This is a genomic window from Deltaproteobacteria bacterium HGW-Deltaproteobacteria-18, from assembly GCA_002841885.1.
In the GTDB taxonomy this organism is placed as follows: domain Bacteria; phylum Desulfobacterota; class Desulfovibrionia; order Desulfovibrionales; family Desulfomicrobiaceae; genus Desulfomicrobium.
On the sequence record PHBE01000016.1, the window covers coordinates 1 to 23,164 of the forward strand.

The window sequence follows — 23,164 nt, forward strand, 5'->3', positions numbered from 1 at the left end:
ACCCCGAGGACCAGAAACTGCCGACCCTCGAGGGGCGGGCCCTGCGCGACGCCCTCATGAAACCCTTGACCTACGTGGCCTACGGCGATGTCCAGGAGTTCATCCGCCGCTACAACCAGTGGCTCTTCGACCCGGCCCACCCCGAGCGCGTGGAGGGCATGCCCAGGGTGGACGGGGTCCCCGGCTTCGTGCGCCTGGCCGCCGAGGACGAATGGGAATACTGCGCCCGGGGCGGCCTGGCCGCCATGGAGGCCGGCACCTTCGACGATCGCCTGCCGTTCCCGGCCGCCAAGGCCGCCGAGTACTCCTGGAACCTGGGCAACGCCAAGCACCAGCTGCGCCCGGTAGGCCTGCGCAACCCGGACGCGAACGGGTTCCACGACCTTTTCGGCAACGCCCAGGAGATGACGGCCGGTCTGTTCCGGCCCGAGATCTGGCAAGGCAAGCCCGGCGGCGCGGCCGTGCGCGGCGGCAGCGTGTCCACGCCTCCCAACGACCTGCGCAGCTCCCTTCGGGCCGAGCTCGACGTCTACGGCTGGGACCCGGACGCTAAGAAGGTCGAGGAGCGCCGGTCCTTCAACACCGGCGCGCGCCTGGCCATCGGTGCCAACGTCGTGGTCAACACGGCCCAGCGCGGTGAGATCGAGAAGGAATACGAGGCCTACAAGGCCGATCTGCGCAAGACCATGCCCGTGGGGCGTACCCTCGATAACCTTGTCAGCCAGGCTTCGGTGCAGATCGGTTCCGCCGATCCCATCATCGAGCGACTGATCAAGGAAAATCCGGGGCTGCGCGAGCCGCTTGGCGCGGTACAGTCCACCCTGGAGAAGGCCCGCGAGCGTCTGGAACTGGCCCAGCGCGAGAGCGCGCGCAGCCTGGCCCAGGACGCGGCCCGCAACGGGGTCAACCTGTCCGTGTATCTTTCCCGTCTGGCGCGGCTGACGGACACCCTGGCCCTGGCCAAGGAGCTGGCCGAGACATCCTCGCGCTATCAGGAGCAGGTTGCGGCGGTGGAGAAATCCATTGGCGAGTTGGAAACGGCGCTTGGGGAGCAGATGACAGGTTACAAGGACAAGATCGGTACCCTTGGCGAATACGAGAAAGCGTATATCGATTTCGCCTTCACGGAGCTTGAGGCCAGGGAAATGACCAAGCGCGAACGTTTGGTCATGACGCTGCTCAAAGGTCATGCCGAGAGCTTCGCAGACCAGCGACGGGCCGACACCGATCTGTGGCTGGAAGAGTATCGCAAGGGATTTGCCGAATTTTCAGATTCATAAAACAAACAGTTTCAGGAGGATGACGTGATGAAAAAAATAGCGAAGGTGCTCGTTGTGGTGCTTCTGGTCTTCGCTCTGCTGCCTGGATGCGCGACCATGTCCGACAAGAACCGCACGCAGGCCGAAGGGACAGGCGTGGGCGCGGTGCTGGGCGGTTTGCTCGGCTATGCCGTTGGCGGTGGACGCGGTGCGGCCATCGGTGCCGCGGCCGGGGCGGGCCTGGGTTTTCTGGCCGGTAACGAGATTGCCAAACGCAAGCAGGCCTACGCCAGCACGGAGGATTTCCTCGATGCCGAGATAGCCAGCACCCAGGAATTCAATAAAACTGCCATTGCCTATAACGCGAAGCTTTCCAAGGATGTGACCACGTTGGAAAAGCAGTCCAAAACCCTGCGCGCCCAGTACGACAAGGGCGCCGTGGACAAGAAAGTCCTGGCGGCAAAGAGCGACGAACTGCAGAAAAAGATCGATGCCAGCAAGAAGCTCGAGAACACCCTGGCCAAGGAGCTTGAAGTCCAGACCGCAATCCTGGCCGACGAGAAGAAGACCCGTCCGGCGGGCGACCAGTACATCGTGCGTCTGGAAAAGGAAGTGAAGACCTTGCAGAAGAACCTGGACAAGCTGCGGGAGGGAAGCACTCAGCTGGCCCAGATCGATCAGAGGCTATCCGTATGAGGAAAATGATTTTCTTACCGATGCTGTTAGCGGCGATGCTTCTGGCTGGTTGCGCGGGTCAGCACGATCCGCGCACGGGGGGCTTTTTCGGCGGCGTGGCCGGCCTTGGCAGCGGCGGCTACAAGGACCGCGTGGCCGAGCGCGAGGCCCGGCTTGCAGACCTGCGGGCTACCCAGAGCCAGCTTGACGCCGAAAAAGGTCAGCTTGAAGCCCAGAAATCGGCTGCCCAGGCCCAGCTCGACAAGGACCAGGCCCGGGTGAAGGCAATGCAGACGGAGATCGCGGCCCTGGACAAGAAAACCAAAAGTCTCGCCGCCAAGGAAGGGGCTGACAAGCAGCGCGTGGCCGACCTGCAGAAGCGGGTCACCGACCTGAAAGGGAAAATGAACAAGCAAGCGTCGTCCCTGGATGATCTTGAAGGCAGCGGGCTTGGCGATGCGGACATGGACCTGCGTCGCAAACAGCTCGAAAAGCAGCGCGACTCCCTGCGCAAGGAATACGATCTGCTCATGAAGATGCAGATGGAGCTGGCCCAGTGAGAAAAACCCTGGCCGCGGCCCTTTTCCTGGCCGCGCTCATGGCGGCGCAGTGCCTGCATGCGGCCCCCTTGGAGGCCATCCGGGACATCCTGCGCCGCCATCTGTTGAACCCGCCTGACGAGGCGGTCCTGGCCGCCCTGTCGGACGAGGACCTGTCGGGCAAGCTTCAGGATATTGACCCGTACGCGCGGATTTTTCCGGCCGGGGAGTATCGCGGTCCCCTGGCCGGGGGGAATTCGTGGGTCGGCATCGGCGCCGGCCTGGCCATGCGCGCAGAGGCGCCGGTCCTGCATGTCTACAGGGGCGGCGGGGCGGAGCAGGCCGGGGTGCCGGACCGCTCCCGCCTGCTGGACATCGATGGCCGGCCCGTGGCTGGACTTGATGCGGAAGCCATTGCCTCGCTGCTCAGGGGTGAGGAAGGGTCCGTGGTCAAGCTCGACGTTGCTCCCCCCGGAGGACAAAGGATGAGTTTCACGGTCCGCCGACAGATCTTCTCGCCCCTGGACGTGGAGCTGATCCCCCCCGGCTCGCAGCGCGTGGTGCGCATCCGTGAGTTTGTTGGCGGCCTGACCCGCCCGGCCCTGCGCGCCACCCTGGAATTCGTGTCCGGTTCGGCATCCGTCGATAACACGGCCAGGGTCATCATCGACCTGCGCGACGCCCCCGGCGGCGATCTGTACGAAGCCTTCGACCTGGCCGGGCTTTTTCTTCCCCCCGGGACGCTGTTGGGCACCATTCGCGGCCGTGACGGGTACGCCATGGAGATCCACGCTTCCCAAGGGGACAAGTACTCCATGCCGCTGACCCTGCTGGTCGGGCCGGAGACGGCCAGCGCGGCGGAAATCTTTGCCGGCGTCCTGCGTCGGCACGAGCGGGCCCTGCTCGTGGGCCAGACCACCTACGGCAAATGCGCGTCCCAGACGGACGCCCGGCTCTCGGACGGCTCCGTGCTGCGCTACACGAACAAGGAGGTTCTGTTCCCGGGCGGCGGCACCTGCACGGGTACGGGCCTGACCCCGGACCTGGCCGTCGGCGACGACGAGTTGGACATGCTGTCCCGGCTGGTGGAGCGGGCGCAGTCGTTTTCTCCGTAGAGGCGGCGGGCCCCGGTTCCCGCCGGGATGCGTTGGGGGCGTTTTTTCCATGTCTTGAGAGGCATGAGGGGTTCCTGGTTCCTCTTTCGGCGTCGCGACGTCGGCGTCTGGCAACATGGGGGTGCGGACATGAGGGGCATGATGAGTGCAGTGAGAGTCCTGGGTTTCGTGCTTGTGGGCCTGCTTCTGCTCACGTCGGCGACGCCGTCGAGAGCCTTCGTCGATTCCGAAGTGGTCGAGGCCGCCTATGCGGTGGCGCAGTTCAAGGCCACGCCCCGCCAGGAAGCCCTGGTCTTCATGCACAACAAAGACCTCAACCTGATGGCCATGCAGGGCAGGATTCCGCCGGAGGTCTATCAGGTCAACCAGAATTTCTTCGAGATGGTCAACAAGGGCTTCGTCAAGGACGCCGCGGCCCAGTCCGGTCTCGTGGCCAAGACCCAGGCGCCCAAGCCGGGCTCCTCGGACACTTTCAACCCCGGCACCGATACCGATATCATCGTCGAGAAGAAGCCCGGGGCGCCCGACATCACCGAAGCCCAGATCGTGAAGACGGAAAAGGCCTATCAGGACAAGGTTCGGGAATACCTCAAGAACAGCGGCGTGGACCCGCCCGACGGCAAGATCAACACCGACACGGACTTCATGCCCCATCCGGACCACACCACTGCGGACGAGTTCACCAAGATCAACGAGGGCATCAACAAGCGCGGCGGCACGGCCTACGAGAACCCCAAGGCCGCCAAGGTCGAGGCGCAGATGCGCCCCACGGGCGGGAAGGGGATACCCGAACTCGATATCGCAGACACGGGCGCCTACGTGACCGAGATGCAGAATCTCGCCAACCACAAGATCGACGCGGCCGCCAAGCTGGAGGCCGATGCCGCGGCCATCCGCAAATCCAACCCGGCCGGGGCCAGCAAGCTCGACGCCGAGGCCCAGCTGCTGCGCTCCCAGGCCAGCAAGTATATCGACCGCATCGACAAGGTCACCGACATCATCACCAAGCAGAACGGGTTGCCCCAGGGCAGGCCCAAGCCCAACGACAGCCTGACCGAGGCCGGGGCCATGATCGGCCAGGGCCGTGGGACCGCATCCAAGGCCGGGGCGGACGTCATCGGCGATGTCGGCACCCTGGCCGTCAACCGCGGCGTCAAGGACTACGCCGAGACCCTCTCCCGGCTGGCCGCCAAGGACCCCTCGAAGGCGGCCGCCGCGCAGAAGCAGATCGCCCAACAGATCAAGCACATGAGCCCGGAGATGCGCGAGCAGTACGTCAGGAAGGCCAAGGAGGCGTACACCAAATCCGGCGGGCTCGACCCCGAGGGGTTCGACAAGGGACTCAAGCGCACGGTCGAAACGACGGCCAAGGATTTCCAGGCCAAACAGCCTGCGGGCGGCCATGACACCCCTGCCAAGCCCGGAACTCCGGACGCTCCGACGAAGCCCGGAACTCCGGACGCTCCGACGAAGCCCGGGACTCCGGACGCACCGACGAAGCCCGGGACTCCGGATGCTCCGACGAAGCCCGGGACTCCGGACGCACCGACGAAGCCGGGAACTCCGGACGCACCGACGAAGCCGGGAACTCCGGACGCGCCGACGAAGCCGGGGACCCCGGACGCACCGACGAAGCCGGGAACTCCGGACGCGCCGACGAAGCCGGGAACTCCGGACGCTCCGACGAAGCCCGGAACTCCGGACGCTCCGACGAAGCCCGGGACTCCGGACGCTCCGACGAAGCCCGGAACTCCGGACGCTCCGACGAAGCCCGGGACTCCGGATGCCCCGACGAAGCCGGTCAAGCCCGGGACTCCCGACGCGCCCTCCAAGCCGGGCGGCCCTGATGTACCCGGCACCAAAGCCAAGGTCATCAACACCGTCGGCACCATCATGACCATCGCCGATATCGGCAATGCCTGCGAGACCATCGAGAAATACATCGCCGGGGAAATCAGCGGCAAGGAGGCGGCCGAGACGCTGGTCGACACCACCCTGACCCTGGGACTCATCGGCGCCGCCAAGAAAGTCGATGAGAGCGCCAATACCTACTGGGAAATGAACAAGACCATTCATCAGGCCAACAAGATGAACGTCGTCAGCTACTTCACCCAGTGGGAGATCCAGCTGCGCAAGGCCGGCATGTCCGCCGACGAGGCCAGGCGCCTGGTCGGGCAGGCCATGCTCAGCGGCGACGCCGGCCGGCTCGAGGCCGAAGCACAACGCCTGCGCGGTGAGGGCAAGGACGTCACCATACCCACTCTGGTCGTTGACCGGATCGAGTACGGCCTGACGGACTACGGCAAGGAAGTCCTTGAACAGTCGTGGGAGACCGGGAAGGGCATCGTCGTCGGCACCTACAACGGCATCAAGTACATCGTCCTGGCTCCGTCGCGCATCGTCGAGTCCTGGGCCCAGGGCGAGCTGGCCGAGGCCGATCTGGAGCTCAAGAGCGCCGAACAGGAGTCCTGGATGAAGGCCAAGCTGTTCCAGCGCCTGCTCAAGGCCGGGGTCTCGCCGCGCGAGGCCCTGCGGAAGATCAACGACTTCTTCAGCGGCGCCGACATGCAGTCCCTGCGCGACCTGATGAAGAAGCTCAGGCCCGGCAACAAGGGCTACCTGACCTCGCGCCATCAGCAGAGCGACTGGTACTGCACCAACCGTCCGGTCATCGACGCGCCGGTGGCCCTGCCTCCGATCATCTCCGCCTCCGAGGAGAAGAAGCCATGAACCGTCACGACACGAAACTCGGTTTGAACGCCAGACGCATGACGGCGACACCTGTTCTGCCGGCGCTTTTGGTTCTCCTCGTGGTCCTGGCCGTCGCATCCGTGGCATCGGCCGCCGGCCCGCAGGTCGTGCAGGTCATGAAAGCGGGGGGCGAGACCCTGCCGGGCGTGACCGTGGTCCTCGGCGGCCGCCACGCGACCACCGGCCCTGACGGCGTGGCCGTCTTCGACGGGCTGGCGGCGGGGAGTCACGATCTTGTCGTGGCGCACCCGGGCTTCGACCGGCTGGCCCGCAAGGTGGACATCCCGGCCGGGGCCCGCCAGCCAATGTCGCTGACCCTTGCGCCGTCGCTGGCGACGGTCTGGGTCGCCCGGGTCGTGGTCGACGGACTGGACCAGCCCGTGGCCGGTGCCCGGGCGCGTCTGGCTCCGGTGGCCGTCAATGCGTCCCTGGCCGGCCCTGTGGACATGGTCAGCGACTGGGACGGCTGGTTGCGAGCCACGGACCTGGCCCCGGGCCGCTACGTCCTTGAGGCCGGCGCGCCGGGCTTCGACCCCGTGCGCCGGGAAATTCAGGTCGCGGGCGGACAGACCGTGGCCGACCCGAAGGTCGACGGCGTGGCCCTGGATCTCTGCCGCGACTGGGCCAGCGACTGCGGCAAGCCCGCCGCGGACGCCTGGTGCCAGGCCAACGGCTTCCTGGCCTCGTCCGCGCATGAGGTCGGCAGCGACTCGCCGCCGACCAAGGTCATCGCTTCCGGCCGGGTGTGCGAGGACCCGGGTTGCGACCGCATCGTCTCCGTGACCTGCGTGGGCCGAGCCGGGGACAACCGCATCGCCCTGCGCCGGCAGTCGACGTCCGCCCAGCCCGCGGCCCTGACCATGCCGGCCGCACCCGACGATGGCGCGGATCCCCTGGAGCCCAACGACAGCGACGAGGCAGCCTCCGCCCTGCGACCGGGCGAGATGCCCGCCGGCTGCATCTGGCCCCGGGGGGACCGGGACGTGTACCGCTTGGACATCGAGCGGCCCGGCTTCCTGCGCGTCCACGACCAGGGGCACCCCATGGAGCGCCATGTCCTGATCCGCGACGCCGCAGGCGCGCAGCTCGGCGAGGTCGGCACGTACGCCGGTACGCCCCTCGACCTGACGGTGCAGGTCCGGCCGGGCAGGCACTTCATCGAGGTACGGGAGTGGGGGATGAACGGCGAGTCGCAGGTCCCCTACAGATTGCTGGTGGACGTGCTGCCCGACGACGGCGTGGACGACCCCGCGCCCGCCCAGGACATGAAGGCCGTGCGCGAATTGAAGCCCGGCTCCATGGTCGGCTCCACGCTGCTGCCCGTCGGGGACCAGGACGTCTACCGCATCGCCGTGCCCGGGGCCGGCCGACTGCACCTGCGGAACGCCGGGAGCATGGAGCGGCACATGCAGCTTTTCGGACCCGACGGGGCCATGCTCGCGGAGGTCGGCAGCTACGCCGGAAACCCTGGCGCGCTGGAGTGGTACGTCCAGGGCCCGGGCACGTTCTTCGCCGCCGTGCGCGAATGGGGGGACAACGCCTGGTCCGCCGAGGCCTACGCCCTGTCCGCCTGGCTCGAACCGGCGGACACGCTCGATTTCGCCAGCCGCAACGACGATCTGGCCGGGGCGCTGCCCCTGGCACCCGGCGAGACCGTCCACGGCAGCTACCTGCCCATGGGCGATCACGACGTCTTCGCCGTGGACGTCGGTTTTCCCGGCAATCTGCGCGTGGACGCGCAGTCGCCCATGGAAACCCACCTGCGCATCCTCGACGCGGCCGGAGCGCTTCTCGTCGAGCAGGGCGTGTATGCAGGACACGCTGCGGCCCTGTCCCAGCCCGTGCAGGCCGGGAAGTATCACGTCATGCTCGGGGAGTGGGGCGACAACGCCGCCTCGGCCTTGCCCTACGCCCTCACGGTCAATCTCGACCGCGCCGAGCCGGCCGAGACCACGCCCCTGAACGAGGACCCGCCGCGCCCCTTGAAGGACGGGGAGGCCCAGTCCTTCAGCATCGACCAGATCCGGGACCGGGACCGCTTCCTCTTCGAGATGCCCCGGGCGGGTGAGGTCACCGTCAGCGTCGCCGCACCCCTGGAAACGCTGATCCGGATTTACGACCATGGCGGCGGCCAGTTCCTGAAGGAGGTCGGGCTGTACGCCCCGACACGCTTCAAGGAAGCCCTGTCCGTGCCCGCGCCGACGACGCTGCGCATCGAACTGAGCGAGTGGGGCGACAACGCCGCAAGCCTCGAACCCGGCTTCGTCATGGTCGACACCGCAGGGCGGGGCATCGCGGCGGACAGGGTCTCGGCCGAGACCGACCCGGCCCAGCCCAGGCGGGTCGCCCTGCGCCGGGATCGCCTCGACTACGCCGACCAGCCCGGGGAGTGCACGGTGGACCTCGCCGGCGACGGCAAGATCATGGTCCGCCTGCCCGGCGGCACGCCTGCCAAGGGCGAGTTCCCCGCCCAGGGCGTCTACAGGGCCCAGGCCGTGTGCACCGGCCTGGACGGTCAGAAATCCCGCCAGTCCTTCTGGGTCCAGGCCGTGGGCCAGCAGGACCGGGCCGGCATCCTCGTGACCATGAACAACCTGTCCGAGGACCAGGCCGTGGACGCGCCCGTCACGCCCCTGGCCCAGGTCGTCAGCTTCGATGGTACGAACATCCGCAGGGTGGACTTCGTCCTCGACGGCAAGGCCGTGGGCTCGGACTTCCAGGCGCCCTTCGAGGCCGCGCTGAACTGGCCGGCCATGGCCGCGGGCAGGCATGTGCTGTCCGTGTCGGCCGTGGACGACGCCGGGACCAAGGCCGGTCTGGAGCGCGCCTTCAACGTGTCCGAATACTTTGAGCTCAACCCGCCCGACGGCACGACCTTCACGGGCGAGCACGTCGCGGTCACCTGGCAGGCGCCGAAATTCGGCCCGGCCACGGTCCGCTTCCGCCCCCAGGGCGGGGGTGACTGGAAGGAGGTCACGGGCGAATCCGCCAAACGCAGGGTGGTCCGCCTGCCCGGCCTGGAGATCGGGGTGACCTACGAGTTCCAGCCTCTGGGCGGGAGCGTGCCCGGCCCGGTGCGCACCGTGAAGCGGGTCAAGGGGCTGGCCTTCGGCCGTCCGAGCTACGCCGCCAACGTCCAGCGCGACTACGACCAGCGCGTCGGCGTCAGCGTGCGCAACAACGGCGAATCCCCCCTCATGGTCCGCCTGGAGAGCGGCCAGCCGGCCGATCCGGCCATGCTGGCCAGCTTCGTGGGCACGGGGTCCGAGGACAAGCCCTTCGCCCTGGCCCCAGGCGAGGAGCGGGAGTTCCAGTTCGCCATCAGCGCCCAGAACGTGAACACCGCCGAGCACCGCATCCCCATCCGCATTGTTTCGGATACGGGCCTGTCCGACGAGAGCGAGATCCTCGTCAACGTCCGCCTGCCCCACGTGGAGCTGCAGTGGACCGACATCGGCCCGTCGGCCGGGAACATGGGGCGCGTCCTGCGCCTGACGAACCTCGGCGACGCCATCACCGACCTGTCCGTGACCCCGGCCGACGCCCACGCCGTGGTCCTCTCGCCCACCGTGCGCCACGGCCTCTTCCCGCGCGGCGCGATCATGGATTTCATCGTCACGCCCCGTTATCACAAGGGTTTCAGGGGGGTGAAGACGATGATCCAGGCCTTCGGCCTCGAGAAACGCTTCGACTACCCCTTCGAGGTGCAGCTCGCCCCGGGCGAGTCCATGCACCGCGTCCTGCTGATGCCGGGCGTGGACCCGCACGGCGCTGGGGCTGCAGACATGGAGAAGGCCGTCCTGGTCGGCGCGGACAAGGCCCGGGCCGTGGACCCGGGCAGCCTGGACTGGTCCGCGGCCCAGGCTTCGGACATGACGGGCAAGGGTCACCCCGACCGTTGGGTACTGATGGCCGACGGCATCGAATGGGTCGGCACGGACGGCGACGGGGACGGCACGGTCGACCACGTCTATGCCGACGTCGGCCCCAACGGGATCAGCGAGTTCGCGGCCCTGCGGGTCGGCAAGGGCTGGCGCGAGACCAACGTTGTCGAGGCGTGGCTTGAAATGAGCTTCGCCCTGCGCGGCAGCCGCGACAGCTACAAGACCCACGACGTGGAGGTCCTCCTGAACGGCGTGGTCCTCGGATTCCTCAAGGACATGCTGCCCGAGGGCAACTTCAGCTTCCGCATCCCGCCCGGGGCCCTGCGCTTCGACAGCTCGGGCCTGCCCGGCGACAACCGCGTCGGCCTGCGCACGACCCACCTGCGTGGCGGCCATTACGCCGTCAACAGCGACTTCCGCTTCAAGTTCCGCCTGACCGCCACCCCGGTCTGGACCGCGGCCGCGTCGGCGGGCGAAGCCCTGGACAAGGCCGTGGCCGTCAGCGGCGTGTCCCTGACTGCCCCGGACCTGAGCCTGTCCTCGTCGCAGCTGGCCATCGCCGGGCCCGAGGCGCCCAATGCCGGCGACGAGATGCGCGTCGACTTCCCCATCCGCAACTTCGGCGCGGCCGTGGCCTCGAACGTGGTCGTGGCCCTGCAGCGCATCCTGCCCGGCGGCAGCCGCGAGGAGGTCGGGCGCACGGTAGTCGGGACTGTGGGCGTGGACCAGCCCGCTACGGGTTCCGTGACCTGGAAGATCCGCGGCGGGCTGAACAACCTGGCCCTGGTCGCGGATCCGGACAAGGCACTCGAAGACCCCGACACGGCCAACAACGAGGCCCTGTTCATGCTCACGGCCGCCGGCGACGACACGCCGCCGACCCTGCGCGTGGCCCAGCCCGCGTCGGGGGCAGTGCTGAAGACGACGGTCACCATGCTCGAACTGAATGCCGATGACGACGCCGGCCCCGTGGCACCCATGGTCTCCATCGACCGCGGCCTGTGGCACGAGCTGCCGGCGACCAAGGGGGCGGCCACGGTGCCGCTGCTCCTGCAGCCCGGGCCGCACACCGTCGACGTGCGGGTGGACGACGCCTCGGGCAACGAGGCGGCCCAGTCCCTTGCGCTGACCGTGGAGCGGTCCTTGCCCGAGGCCAAGCTGCTGGCCCCGGCCGACGGCGCCGCCATCGCCAAGGGCGTGGTGGCCGTGGACGTGTCCGTGCCGCCGGACGTGGGCCTGGTGGCGGCCCGCGCCGCCGGCGGCCCGTGGCACAAGGGGAGCCTGCTGGGCGAGACGGCGCGCATCGAGCTGCCGCTCAGGTTCGGCCCCCAGCCTCTGGAGGTCATGGTCGCGGACCGGCATGGCGCGGTGCGCATGCTGGCCATCCAGGTCACGCGCACGACCCAGCCCCAGGCCGGCGAGCCCCTGGCGGGTCCGGCCGCCTCGGACCAGGGCCTGCTCTGGCCCGAGGGGCACGCGTCCCTCGAGATCGACCTGTTCCGGTCGTTAAGCGGCGTGCTGCGGCGCCTGGCCCTGGACCCGGAGGGCGAGGCCATGCGCCTGTGGGAGGAGGCCCGCCGCAAGCAGGCGCGAGGCGACTACGCCGGCGCCCTGACCCTGTACCGCGACAGCCTCATGCTCAAGCCCGACCCCCAGACCGACGAGCGCATCCGCAAGCTGGAGGTGTACCTGGGAATCAAGCGCATGGGGCAGGGTGTGAAGAAGTAGCATGGAGCGCAGATGCCGGTTTGCGGCGTCGCGGACGGGGCATGGCGGAACGATGCCCATGCCGGCGCATGCCATCGGAGAAGGTGATAGGAAGATCGAAACGTGACACGGTTTCTCAAGGCGGGTCTGCGCCGCAGGAGGCTCATATGGCTCTCTTCACACGGTTTTCGGCGGACGACGCGACCCAGTCCGTCGCCATCTCCTGGCTGCGGGAGGGCGTGGCCGTCTACCCCTACGTCTTCTCCTGCCCGAACGAGGCCGGGAAGCCTTCGGGCTTCGCCCTGAGGGCCTTCGAGATCGCCTCGGAAACCCTTGCGGCGGGATCGGGGGTGCAGCCATGAGAACCCTTGCCGTGCTGATGGTGGCGATGCTCCTGCCGGGTTGTCTCATGGACGCCCTGTACGGCAACCTGCCGGACACGGTGCGCATGGACCCGGGCGTCATCGCCCTGACGGGCCTGAACGGCCCCCATGACGACTTCAACGCCGTGGCCGGGCCGCCGCCCCTGGCCATGGACGCCTTCATCGCCTTCGCCAGCAACGACGCCTCCGGCGGCAAACGCTTCCGCATCGACGCGGGCCGCCTGGCCCTCAGGCAGGACCCCTTCCCGGGGCGGCGGCAGAAGAACCCGCCCAGACCCGTGGTGCAGGCCCGCAGGCTCGGACCCTTCGACGTCATCCCCGAGACCGGCGGCGACGTACGCGGCCCGTCCCCCCTCTTCCTTGCCCCCGAGCCCCAGGGCATGTACGAGAAATCATTCGCTCCCTACGAGACCAAGAGCTATCGCCTGACCAGGGAACCCCTGCCCGCGGACGGCGGCGGCAGACTGCCCGCGGGGGGCGTGTGGATGTTCGACTCGAACCATGAGGGCCGACGCAACCTCTATTTCGTCGACGCTGCGGGCAAGGTGCGGCCCTTTTTCGGCAACCGCCCCGACGCCGACGACGCCTACGCCACGTACGACTTTGCCGCAGGCGAATTGCTGTTCTGCTCGAACCGTTCCGGGCAGTACCGTCTGTACCGCTGCCGCAACCGGGCCGGCGGCACGGACTTCGCCCGCTGGCTCGGCGACAGGTCCCAGGCGCAATTCATCGAGCCCGTGGCCGAGTTGCCCGTGGCGGGCGAGACCATGTGCCCCTTCGTGGACGGCGACGAGCTCTTCTTCGCCTCCAATCGGCCCGGCGGCCTGGGCGGCTTCGACCTGTACGTCTGCCGCCGGACCCCGCAGGGCTGGGGGCCCCCGCGGAATCTGCGCGAGGTCATGCCGCCCGGCGTGGGCGTGAACACACCGGGCAACGAGTTTCGGCCTTCGGTCCTGGCCCTGGGGCTGCGCAGCTTCAAGGAACTGCGGGTGCTCATGTTTTCCTCGGACCGGCCGGGCGGCGCGGGAGGGTACGACCTCTACGTCACGGCCCTGCCCGAGGAGGCCCGGTGACGGTCATCATGCAACCAAGGTGGATGGATGCCATGAACAAGGGTTTTCGCGTTTTTCTCGTGCTTCTCGCGTCCGTGCTGGCCTTGGGCCGGACGGACGCCCGCGCCCTGGCCGACGCGTCGGCCGGCGCCCCGACGCGTGACGACATCCCGAAGATCCAGCAGCTGCTGGCCCTGCCGGGAGGCCGCACCCTGGTCCTGACGACGGAGAAGGGCGGGCTGTACCTTTCGGACAGCGGCGGCGGGGGGTGGAGAAAGGCCGAGGGGGTGCCCGAGGTCTTCGTGAACCGGGTTTCGCTGGCTCCCGGGGGGCGCGTGTATCTGGCCACCTCCGAGGGACTGTACACGTTCTCCAAGGGCACATGGCAGAAGTCTACGGAAGGGGCGTTTTCCGGCATCTTCTTCAACGGCGACGGGTCCGCGGCCATGCTGCGCTACTGGGGCCGGGGGCTCTATTTCCTCGACGCACGGGGCATGACCGGCGAGTCCCTGCAGGCCATGCAGGACGCCGCGGCGCGTCACGCCGCCATGGCTGCGGAAGAGGAGGAGCTGAAACGGCAGATGCAGGACCTGCCGCGCGGCGACAATGCCACTCTGGAAGAGAAGCGCGCCGTCATGCGCGTCTACACCCGGTGGCAGGACCTGGAGAAGCGCAAGGAAGAGGCGGCCCGCCAGGCGGAAGCGGGCATGCCCGTAAGGGGCATGGGCGGCCTGCCCGAAGGGGCGTCGGTGGTCGGCGCCATCCCCTGGGAGGGCGGCTGGCTGGCGGGAGTCTTCGGCCACAGCGCGTTCAGCCTGGCCGACGGTTCGCGTCAGTGGTCCCCCCGGCAGGACGGCCTTCCCGGGCCATGGATTCTGACCCTGGAGGCGTCGCCCTGGGGTCAGGCCTTCGCCGGCTTTTTCGGTGCGGGGCTCCTGTCCCTTGATCCGGGTTCCACGGCCTGGAAGCGCGTCGACGGCGTGCCTGCGGACTGTTCGGTCCAGGCAGTTTCCTTTGGTGCCGACGGCCAGGTTCTCGTGGCCACGCGGGAGCGCGGCGTCCTTTTCTCCCCGGACCGAGGCCAGACCTGGGCGCCGGGGCCCGGCGGGAACGTGCAGGGCGTGGCCGTGGGCAACGACGGCAGCCTGTGGGCCGGCCTGTGGGAAGGAGGCCTGCGCGTGTCCTCCGACGGCGGGGCGTCCTGGAAGCCCAGGCCCTTCGCTCATGTCGGGCACGTGGCCGACATGGCATTTTCCGAAAACGGCCAGGGCTTCGCCGTCCTCGTGGGGCTAGGACTCCTGGCCACGGCCGACAACGGCGCGAGCTGGAGCCAGGTCGAGCTGCCCGTGCGTCCGGCCCGCGACGTCCGTCTGGCCCTGGACCGGGAAGGCCGCCTCTTCGCGGCCTCGCCGCGCGAAGGGCTGTACGTGTCCGCCGACAACGGCGCGACATGGACGCGGGACAAACAGGGCCTGCCCGACGGAGGCGTCATGGCCGTGGGTGTGACGCCCGACGGAACGCCCCTGGCCATCCCCGGCGACGGGTCGGGACTTTTCGCGCGTGGCGGGTCCGGGGAGTGGACCCTGGTGCCTCTGGTCGGAGAGGACGGCTGGGACTACGGCGTCTGGGACCTGGCCTTCCTGCCCGGCGGCCTGGCCATGGCTTTCGGGCCCCAGGACCTTATCCTGTCCGACGATGACGGCCGGACGTGGCGCAGGCACCGCTTCGGCCAGGCCATGCGGGAGGTGGCCGTGGACGCCTCGGGAACCATCTTCACCCGGCGCATGATGAGCACCTTTGCCCTGCGCCCCGGGGCAGAGGAGTCGGACGAGGTCCCGGCCATTCCTGCTGACGCCTACAGGCTGCTGCGGGACGCCGGCGGCGGACGCTGGCTCGGCGCGCGCGTGGATGGAGGCCTTGACGTCCTCGAAGAACGCGGCGCGGCCCTGGTGACCGTGTCCGGACACGTTCCCGGGAGCGTTGTCACCACCCTGGCGTCCGGGGCGGGCGGGACTCTTTTCGCAGGGCTGGAGGACGGGATGATCATGTCCCAGGACGGGGGGGGCACATGGCGACGTTGCGACCTGATCGACTACTGACGAGCCCCTCGCGGGCTGAAGCCGGAAGCTTTTTTGCCGGGCGCGCAGCCCGGGAAACCGGAGGACTGACATGAGCCTGTTGTGGAGATACGTTGTCGCGAGCTGTGTCATCGTCGCCGCCGCCATGGCCTGGTGGTATCCCGAACCGGTCCTGGTCCGGGGCGAGCTGGTCGACTGGGGGCGCCTGTACGAACGCCGGAACGCCCCGCCGGAGCACATGATCGGCGCCATGGCCCTGGGCAAGGCCCTCATCCAGTCGTTCTCGGAGCCCCTGCCGCTGACGGAGTTCATCGCCGGCAACACGGCCGGTCGGACCGTTACCGCCAAGGACCCCGCCTGGCGGGACGTCTTTTCGGGCCTGGACGCGGCCCTGGACGCGGGGGCGGCTCCGGTGCGCTTCTCCAGGCCCGCCGAGGCGCCGTTCGCCGAACTGGACGAGAACCAGCGCTATGTCGAGTTCCGTGACGACAAGGGCCTGCGGTACATGGAATACCGCTTTATCCCGGCCAGGGAATTCGAGTCCGTCGACATCCCCGAGGACAAGGCCTTCCCGGTGCGGCCGTACTGGCTGGTCATGCTTCTGGGCAGCGTGGGGGCCGTGGGCTTTGGTTTCGCCGGCGGGCGCGCGGCGAGCCTCGTGGAGGCCAGCTCCGCGGGTCGCGGCGTGCGCTGGTCGGCGGTCTTCGGCGTGCTCTTCTCGGGCATGATCCTGTGGCCCTTCGTGCACGGCACCGTGGGCAGCGGCCTGAGCTTCGCGTCCATTCTCATGGGCGGGCTGTTCCTCATCGGAGCCCTGGTGGGCCTGTGGCTCTTCGGCTCCCAGGCGCGCATGCTGCGGGACATGGTCGAGGGCGGCCGCTTTCTCGCGCATTTCATTTTCGACCCCGTCGAGTGGAAGGCTTTCGCCGAGTGGAACTACGGCGAGGAGGCGTCACGCAAGCGGGCCGTGTGGCTGGTCATTTTCGTCATCTCCGTGGTCGTTGGCGTCGGGCTCATGGCCGTCAAGCGCGACGAGGCCTCGGTCTGGGTCTTCGCCGGGCTCATGGGCTTCATGGTCGTGCTCTGGCTGCTGGCCGTGGGCCTGCCCTGGCTGACGCGCCGCCGGGATCTGAAGGGAACGGGCGAGGTGTATGTCGGCGAACGCTGCGTGTACCTGAACGGTTCCGTGCATTCCTGGGGCAAGCTTGGCAGCAGGCTCGATTCGGTGAAGCTGGAGAGAAAACCCATGCCGCACATTCTGCTGGTCTATTCGTACATGATGGTGGCTGGGAGGTCCTTGTATTTCTTCCGCAATTACGTCGAAGTGCGCATTCCCGTGCCGCGTAATCAGGCTGAAGCAGGTGCTGATGTTGTCAAGGCATTGGAGAAATCGGCGCATTCGGGCTGATGTCTTTGTAATATTTGGGATGAATGCGGTTTGCATGTCGCTTCTGGAGGTACTATGAGGTTGTTGCTGTGTCTGCTTTTCCTGTTTCTCGCCTGTCCTGCATATGCTTCGGAACCGGCTGTGGACACCCTGCCTCCGGAGCTGGTCAGACTTCGGGACGAGGGGCGGCTGACGGTCCGGGCCTTGTGGGCCTGGAAGCTGGTCCCGGAGTCCACTGCGGGAATGGCCATGGAGTTTCGTGCACAGGGGCTGGACCTCATTTCCGCCGACAGGGCGCAACTTGCTTCCTGGCTGGGGCAGGCAGACGAGGGACAGCTTGAACTCAGCGAGGCCCAGCGTGATGTTCTGGGACAGCTGATCAGCCGCATGGACGAAGGGTTGCCCTCGGGCGACCAGCCCGCTTCAGGGACGTCCGTCGCCCAGGAGCCTTCCGTTGTCGATGCCAATGCCGATGGCAAAGGCGAGGCCAAAGATCTCGGCGAAATGATCAGGGAACTTGGTGATCAGGCAGAAGGCGGCGATCCCAAGGCGAAGGTCAGCCTGGCCCTGGCGGTCAAGGCTGGCGCTGGCGGATCGCCTGATCCGATCCGGTCCGTGGCCCTGCTCGAGGACGCCGCGGCAGCGGGTGATGCCGATGCCATGGCGCTTTTGGCTGATGAATACGAATCCGGCCTGTGGGTGCCCCAGGATGCGGAAAAGGCGGGGCAGCTGCGTCGCAAAGCCGCCGAGGCAGGATCACAACTGGCGCAGTGGGGGCTCGAATGAACATCATGGCATTGCAACGGACGGGCGTTTTGTTTCTCGTTCTGGTTTTTGCATGGGGCGGCGCGTCTCTTGCCGACGAATTGAAGCAGCCCACACAGGCCGAGATCGCACAGCAGGTCGTGGTGGACGACAGCATGAAGGCGGTCATGAAGTCCTTTCTCAAGGCCGGTCTGACGTACGATTCCCTCCCTGCGGGAGCCGGGGCGGAGATTCGCGCCGCGCTTGAGTACTGGAAGGGAAACAGGGACGGGCTCAAGGAGTTTGCGGGCAGGCTCGGCAAGCTGGCCGGTTCCAACCGCGAGGAGTTGCTGGATATGATCCGGAGCAAGAAACTCCGGGAGTTTGCCGTCGTCGCACTGGATGAGAGCGCCTCGGGGGCTTTTCACAATGTCGGCCCCGACGGTCTGAAAAAGCTCGTGGCCTACAGCGGTGACGCCCTGGACGATGCCGGCGTCAGGGCTCTTGATCTTTTGAACCGGGTTGAGGATGCCATCACCGCGACAGGCAAGGTTCCCGCGCATCTGGCCAACGATCTTAAGACGGCCCTGCAACAACTCTCTCCCGAACAGCTACGGGCGGCTCGGAAACTCTTGTCCGAAAAGGGCACCAAGGCCGCGGTCAAGGATTACCTGGTCAAGAACCCCGGAGTCATCGGCACCTTTGTCGATGGTGTCTTTGTCCTGGCTTTTGACGTGCCAGCCCTTCTGGCCTTGAACGACGCCGAAGAAGCGGCAGCCAGCGCCACGGGCACGGGTTTCGGCTTTGCCGCCCAGACGGTCGGGACCGCAGCCACCGCCGCCCTGGGAGGAGGCTTTTTGCCTGGCCTTGTGGTCAGCTGGACGAGTTCGCAGGTCAAGGAACTGGTCACGGAGATGATCATGCTCCAGTACGACCGCGCCAATGCCGCCATGAAGGCAGAGGCAGCGAACATGGAGCTGCGCATGAACGCCATTCGCGGCATGCTTAAAGTCGACGAACTGCTCAAGTCCGGCGATGTTTCCAAGGCCGCCGACTATTTGGCCAAGGTCGAACGTTACTCCATGGAACAGAATTTCCCCAACGAGGGTATTTTCGAAAAAATACAGGACTTGAAAGGCATCGTGGCCAAGGCCGAGGAACGTAGGGCCGCCAACCAGATCATCGCGCAGGCGAGGGTGCCGTACATGTACGGTTATCGGCTGGCCAGCCAGGGACGCAATCTGAGTCTGGCCCGGACGTACGTCGAGGAGGCACTGGCCGTGCTCAAGGAGGCTCTTGGTCGGCATCCCGAGCTTGAAGACAGGGTGAGTCAGGTCCAGGGGCTGATTGCGCAGATCGACAGCATGATCGCCCAGGCTCCTCCCCTGGGGCAGGCCACGGTCAGTGGGCCGGATTCGGTGGCGCCCGGAGAGGTTGCGCATTTCGAGGTCAGTCTGACCGGCGGCATCCCCGACTACCAGCCGGTGGACATGAGCGGCCACGGATTGTCCACAGGCGCAGTATATTACTGGGAGGCCCCGGCAGAACCGGGCGTGCAGACCGTTTTGTTCAGGATTCGGGACGATTCGGGAAAGATTGCCGAGGTGTCCAAGGACGTGGAGGTTGTCGGCGAGGTGCAGGGCTCGGAAGTAACTGGCGAGATATGGGAAATCTTGAAGCATACGCCGAAAATGAGAATCACCATGCCGCTCAAAACGTTCGAAATGATCATCACCCCCGGCGGAAGAATCACTTTTCCCGTGGACTACAAGCAGGGGGATTTCCAGATAAAGGGCACGGGCGTCGTGACGCTGTCCAAAGACGGACGAATGATCGAACTCTTGAGCATGGATACCGAAAGCATCGACATCAAATCCGGGGAGGTCTGGGGACAGGAAGAGTTGCGGGTCGGTCCTTTTAAACTGCACACTGCTGACAAGAAAAATCATGACGCTCCATCTTCCGTAACCAATGCCTACAGACTTTACTATGTCTATGCTTCCGAATTCAAAGAAGACAGAGGCACTCTGCGCATAGGAGAAGCGGAATTCGGGTACGACAGCAGCAACAACTTCGTTAAACAGGGTTTCAAATGGCATGAAGTGCAACGGCTTGACACCTCATCCAGTTACTACTCACACTTCGAGACGATATATTTTCATTTCCTGGAGAATGAAGAATAAGTATTGATCATCAAGGAGGAAGGATGAGACGAGTTCTCATGGTACAGTTATTGGCAGTATCGATGTTCGGGATGATTTCGTGTCTGTTATGTACGACCTACGGTGTCGCCTTCGCCGCCACCGTCGAGATCGCCACCGGACCGGACGGGCTCCTGCAGATGGAACAGCAGGGCAAGGTCACGGTCCGCGCCCTGCGCGGCTGGGGGCGGTTGCCGGACACGTACATGAAACTGGCTCAGCAGCTTCGCCAAGAGGCAGGTCTCGACCTCCTGGGAGCCGACCTTGATCAGGTCCGGCAGTGGAGCACCGACCCGGCTCTGGCGCAGTTCGGAGCGGAACTGGTGAAACTGGGCGCCTTCATGGAGGGCGGAGAGCATCTCGACTGGTCGCCGCCCGTGCCGGGCGCTTCCGTGCCCGCCGGCACCCTCGTGCGCAGTGGGGGGACGCGCTGGGCCCAGACTGCGGATGGACCCGTCGAAGGCCCGAGCGACGCACAGGCCGAGCCCGCACAAGTTGAACCTGTCCAGGCCGAGTCCGCCCAGGATGAGCCTGTCCAGGCCGAACCCGCTCAGGCTGAGTCCGTCCAGAGTGAGCCTGTTCAGGCCGAGCCTGCCCAGGGAAGTGGCACGGATACAACGGCCTCCATGCTTCCGGTTGCCCCGAGCGATGCGGGGCCGGGGGATGGCGTGGAGTTTTCCATCAATGACCAGGTTGCGGGAACGTACAGGGTCAAGCTCCAGGCGGAGGGCCTCACTGTCGTTGGACCGCAGGACGATCCCTATTTCCAGCGGCGTTTACAGGCCATGCTGCCAGGGGCTTCGGTCGTTCAAGAGGGGGAGAAGCGCTATTTCGACAAGCTGTCCGAGTATCTCAGCGTCAAACCCGTGCTTGAAAAAGACACTCCATATAGCCTTGTCCTCGGGTTCGCCACTCCGGACACTCCGGTTGTCATCCGCGTCGACGCTCCCGATAATCCCGAGATTCCCTTGAGCGAGCAAGATATTCGGGACAGGGTCTCCTACCGCGTGACCGGCAAGTCGGTTTATGTCTATCGGCACGATGACGCCAACGGCGATGCCGAAATCGGCTTCGAAGAGAGCAGGGATGGCGAGGTGCGCTGGACCCCCCGTATCGACCCCGACACCGATCGCCCTGTAGGGCCGCGTGTCCTTGGCATATATATGTCTTACCGGGTCAAGAAATTCATCGGAGACAACCAACTGGGCACCCTCAGTACCAGCCAGCACCGCATTGGCTGGGTCGTGGTGGCCATGCCGGGCGATGTGTACGAGCATGAAGGGGCGCTGTACGCCGTGGGCCAGGAAGAGTCCCTGACCGCCAAGGGAACGTCCGGTCCGGTTCCTGCACCGGAAAAGTTTGATTTCGAGCTTTCACAGCACGCCCTGGACTCGGGATCTATCAAACTGTCCGAAGACTTGCGCCACGCGGCCTGGGTCGAGGGTGAGAAAGAAGGAAAAAAACGTGTTGTCGTCAACGGTGTCCCTGGGAAATGGTACGATGACGTCAAGGGATACGGCATGCAGTTCTCGTCCGGAGCCGAAACCTTCTGCTTCCAGGCGGAATTCGGGGACAAGGAACTCCCTGTCTGTAACGGCGCTGACGGCTCCCTCTTCGATGACCTTGAGTTTCTGGAGATGAGCGACGACGGGGCCCATGTGCTGGTGGCAGGCAGTGTGGACGGCATGTACCGCGTATATCTTGACGGCAAGCAGGTGCGTGAGACTCCCAACCGCATGTGGGAAGGAGCCGTGGCCCGGAACGGAAAGGGCGCCTGGATCGAGCGGGGGCGCGATCCTCAGACGGGCACCGAGTTCGCCATGGTCGTAACAACCGACGGTTCCGAGGGGCAGAAGTATCCGGCGATTCACGGCAACCCGCTCTTCACGCAGAATCGCGCCGAACTCTACTACATCGCCGAAAAAGAGGGTGGAGACCGCTTTCTGGTGCGTGATGGAGAAGAACTGAAGCCCACCATGGGCTCCGGCTACAAGTTCACGGTGACCCCCGACAGCGCCTATTACGCCTATGTCGCGCAGTCCGACATGGTGAGGTCAATGGTCATTAACGGGCAGATCGGCCCGGATTTCAGTTCCATCTGGGATCCGGCCACCTTCAGCGTCGACGGCCAGCGGCACATCTATTCGGCCAAGAAGGGAGAGGAGGCTTTTCTGGTGGTCGATGGCCTGATCGTTTCCCACGGCTTCGGAGCGCTCAAAAGCGTCGTCGGTGAAAGCTTCAGTCCCGACGGTAGCCGATGGGCTGCGGGCTTTGAACTGAGTGACGAGGAATATGTTGTTGTTGTGGACGGCAAGGAGGTCGGCCGCGGTCAGGGCTCGCCCGCGCGCATCGTCTTCAGCCCCGATGGGACCAGGGTGGCCTGGCTGGAGAAGCAGAAGAACTCCTCGCGCGCATACCTCGACGGCAAGGCCGGGCCGGAGGTGCGGGACATCTTTGACGGGGAACCTCCGCAGTTCAGCCCCGACGGGCAGCATCTGGTCTACTTCACCCGCGACAAGGACAAGAAAATGCATATTGTCGTGTTCGGCGGCGAGGACCGCGTCCATGACATTATTCCCCCTCGCGCGGTGTTCGTGGACGGTGCCCTCGAGTACCTGGCCATCGACGGGACGCACTTCCGGCGCGAGAGCATTTCCCTGGATTGAACAGACATGGCCCGCTCCTTGATCAGGAACGGGCTTTTTCATTGAACACAGGAGGTGGCATGGCTGTGGAAAAAAGAGCTTCGGCCAAAAAGCATTCTTCGGGAACGGCCCCGCTGACTCCAGAGCAGACAAAGGACTGGATGCAGACCTACAGACGGCACTCGCGCATCTACGCCTGGGGCTTTTTTGCCCTGCTCATGCCCGTGATCCTGGGCGTGGTCTGGTGGGAAATGGGGGAGATAAACGAGGACGTGCTTTATTCCTTCGGTTTCGCGGCCGTGGTGACGTTTCTCCTGGCCAAATGGTCCCGCAAGCAGACGGCGAAAAGCTGGGTCGGGGTAGTGGAGGAACTGTTCATGAAAAAGGTGCGCGTGCGCCGTGACGGGGACCAGCACGACGATATTTCCTACAAGCCCATGGCCAGGATCAGGACCGACAACGGGAAAAAAAACACCCAGCATCTCTCGCAGGAACTGTTCGAGTATTTCCGGCCCGGTGACAGGGTTTTCAAGGTCTCGGGCCTGGATGTTCCGGAGAAGGTCACACTGGACGGCGACCGCCGAGTCTGCCTGGCCTGCGGCAGCCTCTACGGCCAGGGACGCGGCACATGCCCCCGCTGCCGGGCGCCCGAGCCTGACCACGAGACTCTGGTGCGTCTGGCCGGGTAAAGTGACCCGCAGCGCAGAAAAAGGCCGGGACCGCGTGAAGCGGCGCCCGGCCTGT

14 protein-coding genes are annotated in these 23,164 nt (G+C 66.1%); 13 read left to right on the plus strand and 1 reads right to left on the minus strand.

The genetic code is table 11. From position 1 onward, the window contains the following. The 4 genes from CVU60_13915 to CVU60_13930 all read left to right on the plus strand — a co-directional run. The coding region (locus CVU60_13915; GenBank protein ID PKN40774.1) for a hypothetical protein at positions 1-1,280 on the plus strand (1,280 nt) is incomplete at its 5' end. 27 nt (positions 1,281-1,307) lie between these two features. Beyond that, complete coding sequence (locus CVU60_13920) at positions 1,308-1,955, plus strand: hypothetical protein (GenBank protein PKN40775.1); 648 nt, start codon at positions 1,308-1,310, stop codon at positions 1,953-1,955. Continuing rightward, entirely contained in the window at positions 1,952-2,494 is a 543-nt protein-coding gene (locus tag CVU60_13925; protein ID PKN40776.1) for a hypothetical protein, read from the plus strand. Before CVU60_13920 ends, CVU60_13925 begins: the two co-directional genes overlap by 4 nt. Continuing rightward, positions 2,491-3,588, plus strand: a complete 1,098-nt coding sequence (locus CVU60_13930; protein PKN40777.1) for a carboxyl-terminal protease — start codon at positions 2,491-2,493, stop codon at positions 3,586-3,588. The genes CVU60_13925 and CVU60_13930 overlap by 4 nt, the downstream gene beginning before the upstream one ends. 1,160 nt (positions 3,589-4,748) lie before the next feature. Here CVU60_13930 and CVU60_13935 read toward each other — a convergent pair. Next, positions 4,749-5,600, minus strand: a complete 852-nt coding sequence (locus tag CVU60_13935) for a hypothetical protein (GenBank protein PKN40843.1) — start codon at positions 5,598-5,600, stop codon at positions 4,749-4,751. Between the two features lie 714 nt (positions 5,601-6,314). Between CVU60_13935 and CVU60_13940 the strand changes: the two genes are divergently transcribed. The 9 genes from CVU60_13940 to CVU60_13980 all read left to right on the plus strand — a co-directional run bounded on the left by CVU60_13940 (position 6,315) and on the right by CVU60_13980 (position 23,109). After that, on the plus strand, positions 6,315-11,951 hold the full coding sequence (locus tag CVU60_13940) for a hypothetical protein (GenBank protein PKN40778.1): 5,637 nt from the start codon (positions 6,315-6,317) through the stop codon (positions 11,949-11,951). 146 nt (positions 11,952-12,097) lie between these two features. Further along, entirely contained in the window at positions 12,098-12,292 is a 195-nt protein-coding gene (locus CVU60_13945) for a hypothetical protein (GenBank protein ID PKN40779.1), read from the plus strand. After that, entirely contained in the window at positions 12,289-13,386 is a 1,098-nt protein-coding gene (locus tag CVU60_13950; GenBank protein ID PKN40780.1) for a hypothetical protein, read from the plus strand. The genes CVU60_13945 and CVU60_13950 overlap by 4 nt, the downstream gene beginning before the upstream one ends. After that, on the plus strand, positions 13,383-15,464 hold the full coding sequence (locus CVU60_13955) for a hypothetical protein (GenBank protein ID PKN40781.1): 2,082 nt from the start codon (positions 13,383-13,385) through the stop codon (positions 15,462-15,464). The genes CVU60_13950 and CVU60_13955 overlap by 4 nt, the downstream gene beginning before the upstream one ends. A gap of 70 nt (positions 15,465-15,534) precedes the next feature. Then, positions 15,535-16,851, plus strand: coding sequence for a hypothetical protein (locus CVU60_13960; protein PKN40782.1), 1,317 nt, complete (start codon positions 15,535-15,537; stop codon positions 16,849-16,851). Positions 16,852-16,905: 54 nt separating this feature from the next. Next, a complete protein-coding gene (locus tag CVU60_13965) occupies positions 16,906-17,616 on the plus strand; it encodes a hypothetical protein (GenBank protein ID PKN40783.1) in 711 nt (236 codons plus the stop codon). Continuing rightward, the gene (locus tag CVU60_13970; protein PKN40784.1) at positions 17,613-19,757 is read left to right on the plus strand and encodes a hypothetical protein; all 2,145 of its coding nucleotides are present in this window, start codon (positions 17,613-17,615) and stop codon (positions 19,755-19,757) included. Before CVU60_13965 ends, CVU60_13970 begins: the two co-directional genes overlap by 4 nt. 62 nt (positions 19,758-19,819) lie before the next feature. Next, positions 19,820-22,441 (plus strand): hypothetical protein, encoded by a 2,622-nt coding sequence (locus CVU60_13975; protein PKN40785.1) that lies wholly within the window; start codon positions 19,820-19,822, stop codon positions 22,439-22,441. A 59-nt stretch (positions 22,442-22,500) separates the two neighbouring features. Beyond that, complete coding sequence (locus CVU60_13980) at positions 22,501-23,109, plus strand: hypothetical protein (GenBank protein ID PKN40786.1); 609 nt, start codon at positions 22,501-22,503, stop codon at positions 23,107-23,109. The last annotated feature ends 55 nt before the right edge of the window (positions 23,110-23,164 follow it).

What these genes read in the sequence shown, in the direction of transcription:
- CVU60_13965 (PKN40783.1), top strand. Translation starts at nt 16,906, where the DNA reads ATGAGGTTGTTGCTGTGTCTGCTTTTCCTGTTTCTCGCCTGTCCTGCA.
- CVU60_13940 (PKN40778.1), top strand. Translation starts at nt 6,315, where the DNA reads ATGAACCGTCACGACACGAAACTCGGTTTGAACGCCAGACGCATGACG.
- CVU60_13980 (PKN40786.1), top strand. Translation starts at nt 22,501, where the DNA reads ATGGCTGTGGAAAAAAGAGCTTCGGCCAAAAAGCATTCTTCGGGAACG.
- CVU60_13920 (PKN40775.1), top strand. Translation starts at nt 1,308, where the DNA reads ATGAAAAAAATAGCGAAGGTGCTCGTTGTGGTGCTTCTGGTCTTCGCT.
- CVU60_13970 (PKN40784.1), top strand. Translation starts at nt 17,613, where the DNA reads ATGAACATCATGGCATTGCAACGGACGGGCGTTTTGTTTCTCGTTCTG.
- CVU60_13925 (PKN40776.1), top strand. Translation starts at nt 1,952, where the DNA reads ATGAGGAAAATGATTTTCTTACCGATGCTGTTAGCGGCGATGCTTCTG.
- CVU60_13945 (PKN40779.1), top strand. Translation starts at nt 12,098, where the DNA reads ATGGCTCTCTTCACACGGTTTTCGGCGGACGACGCGACCCAGTCCGTC.
- CVU60_13960 (PKN40782.1), top strand. Translation starts at nt 15,535, where the DNA reads ATGAGCCTGTTGTGGAGATACGTTGTCGCGAGCTGTGTCATCGTCGCC.
- CVU60_13950 (PKN40780.1), top strand. Translation starts at nt 12,289, where the DNA reads ATGAGAACCCTTGCCGTGCTGATGGTGGCGATGCTCCTGCCGGGTTGT.
- CVU60_13975 (PKN40785.1), top strand. Translation starts at nt 19,820, where the DNA reads ATGTTCGGGATGATTTCGTGTCTGTTATGTACGACCTACGGTGTCGCC.
- CVU60_13935 (PKN40843.1), bottom strand. Translation starts at nt 5,600, where the DNA reads ATGAGTCCCAGGGTCAGGGTGGTGTCGACCAGCGTCTCGGCCGCCTCC.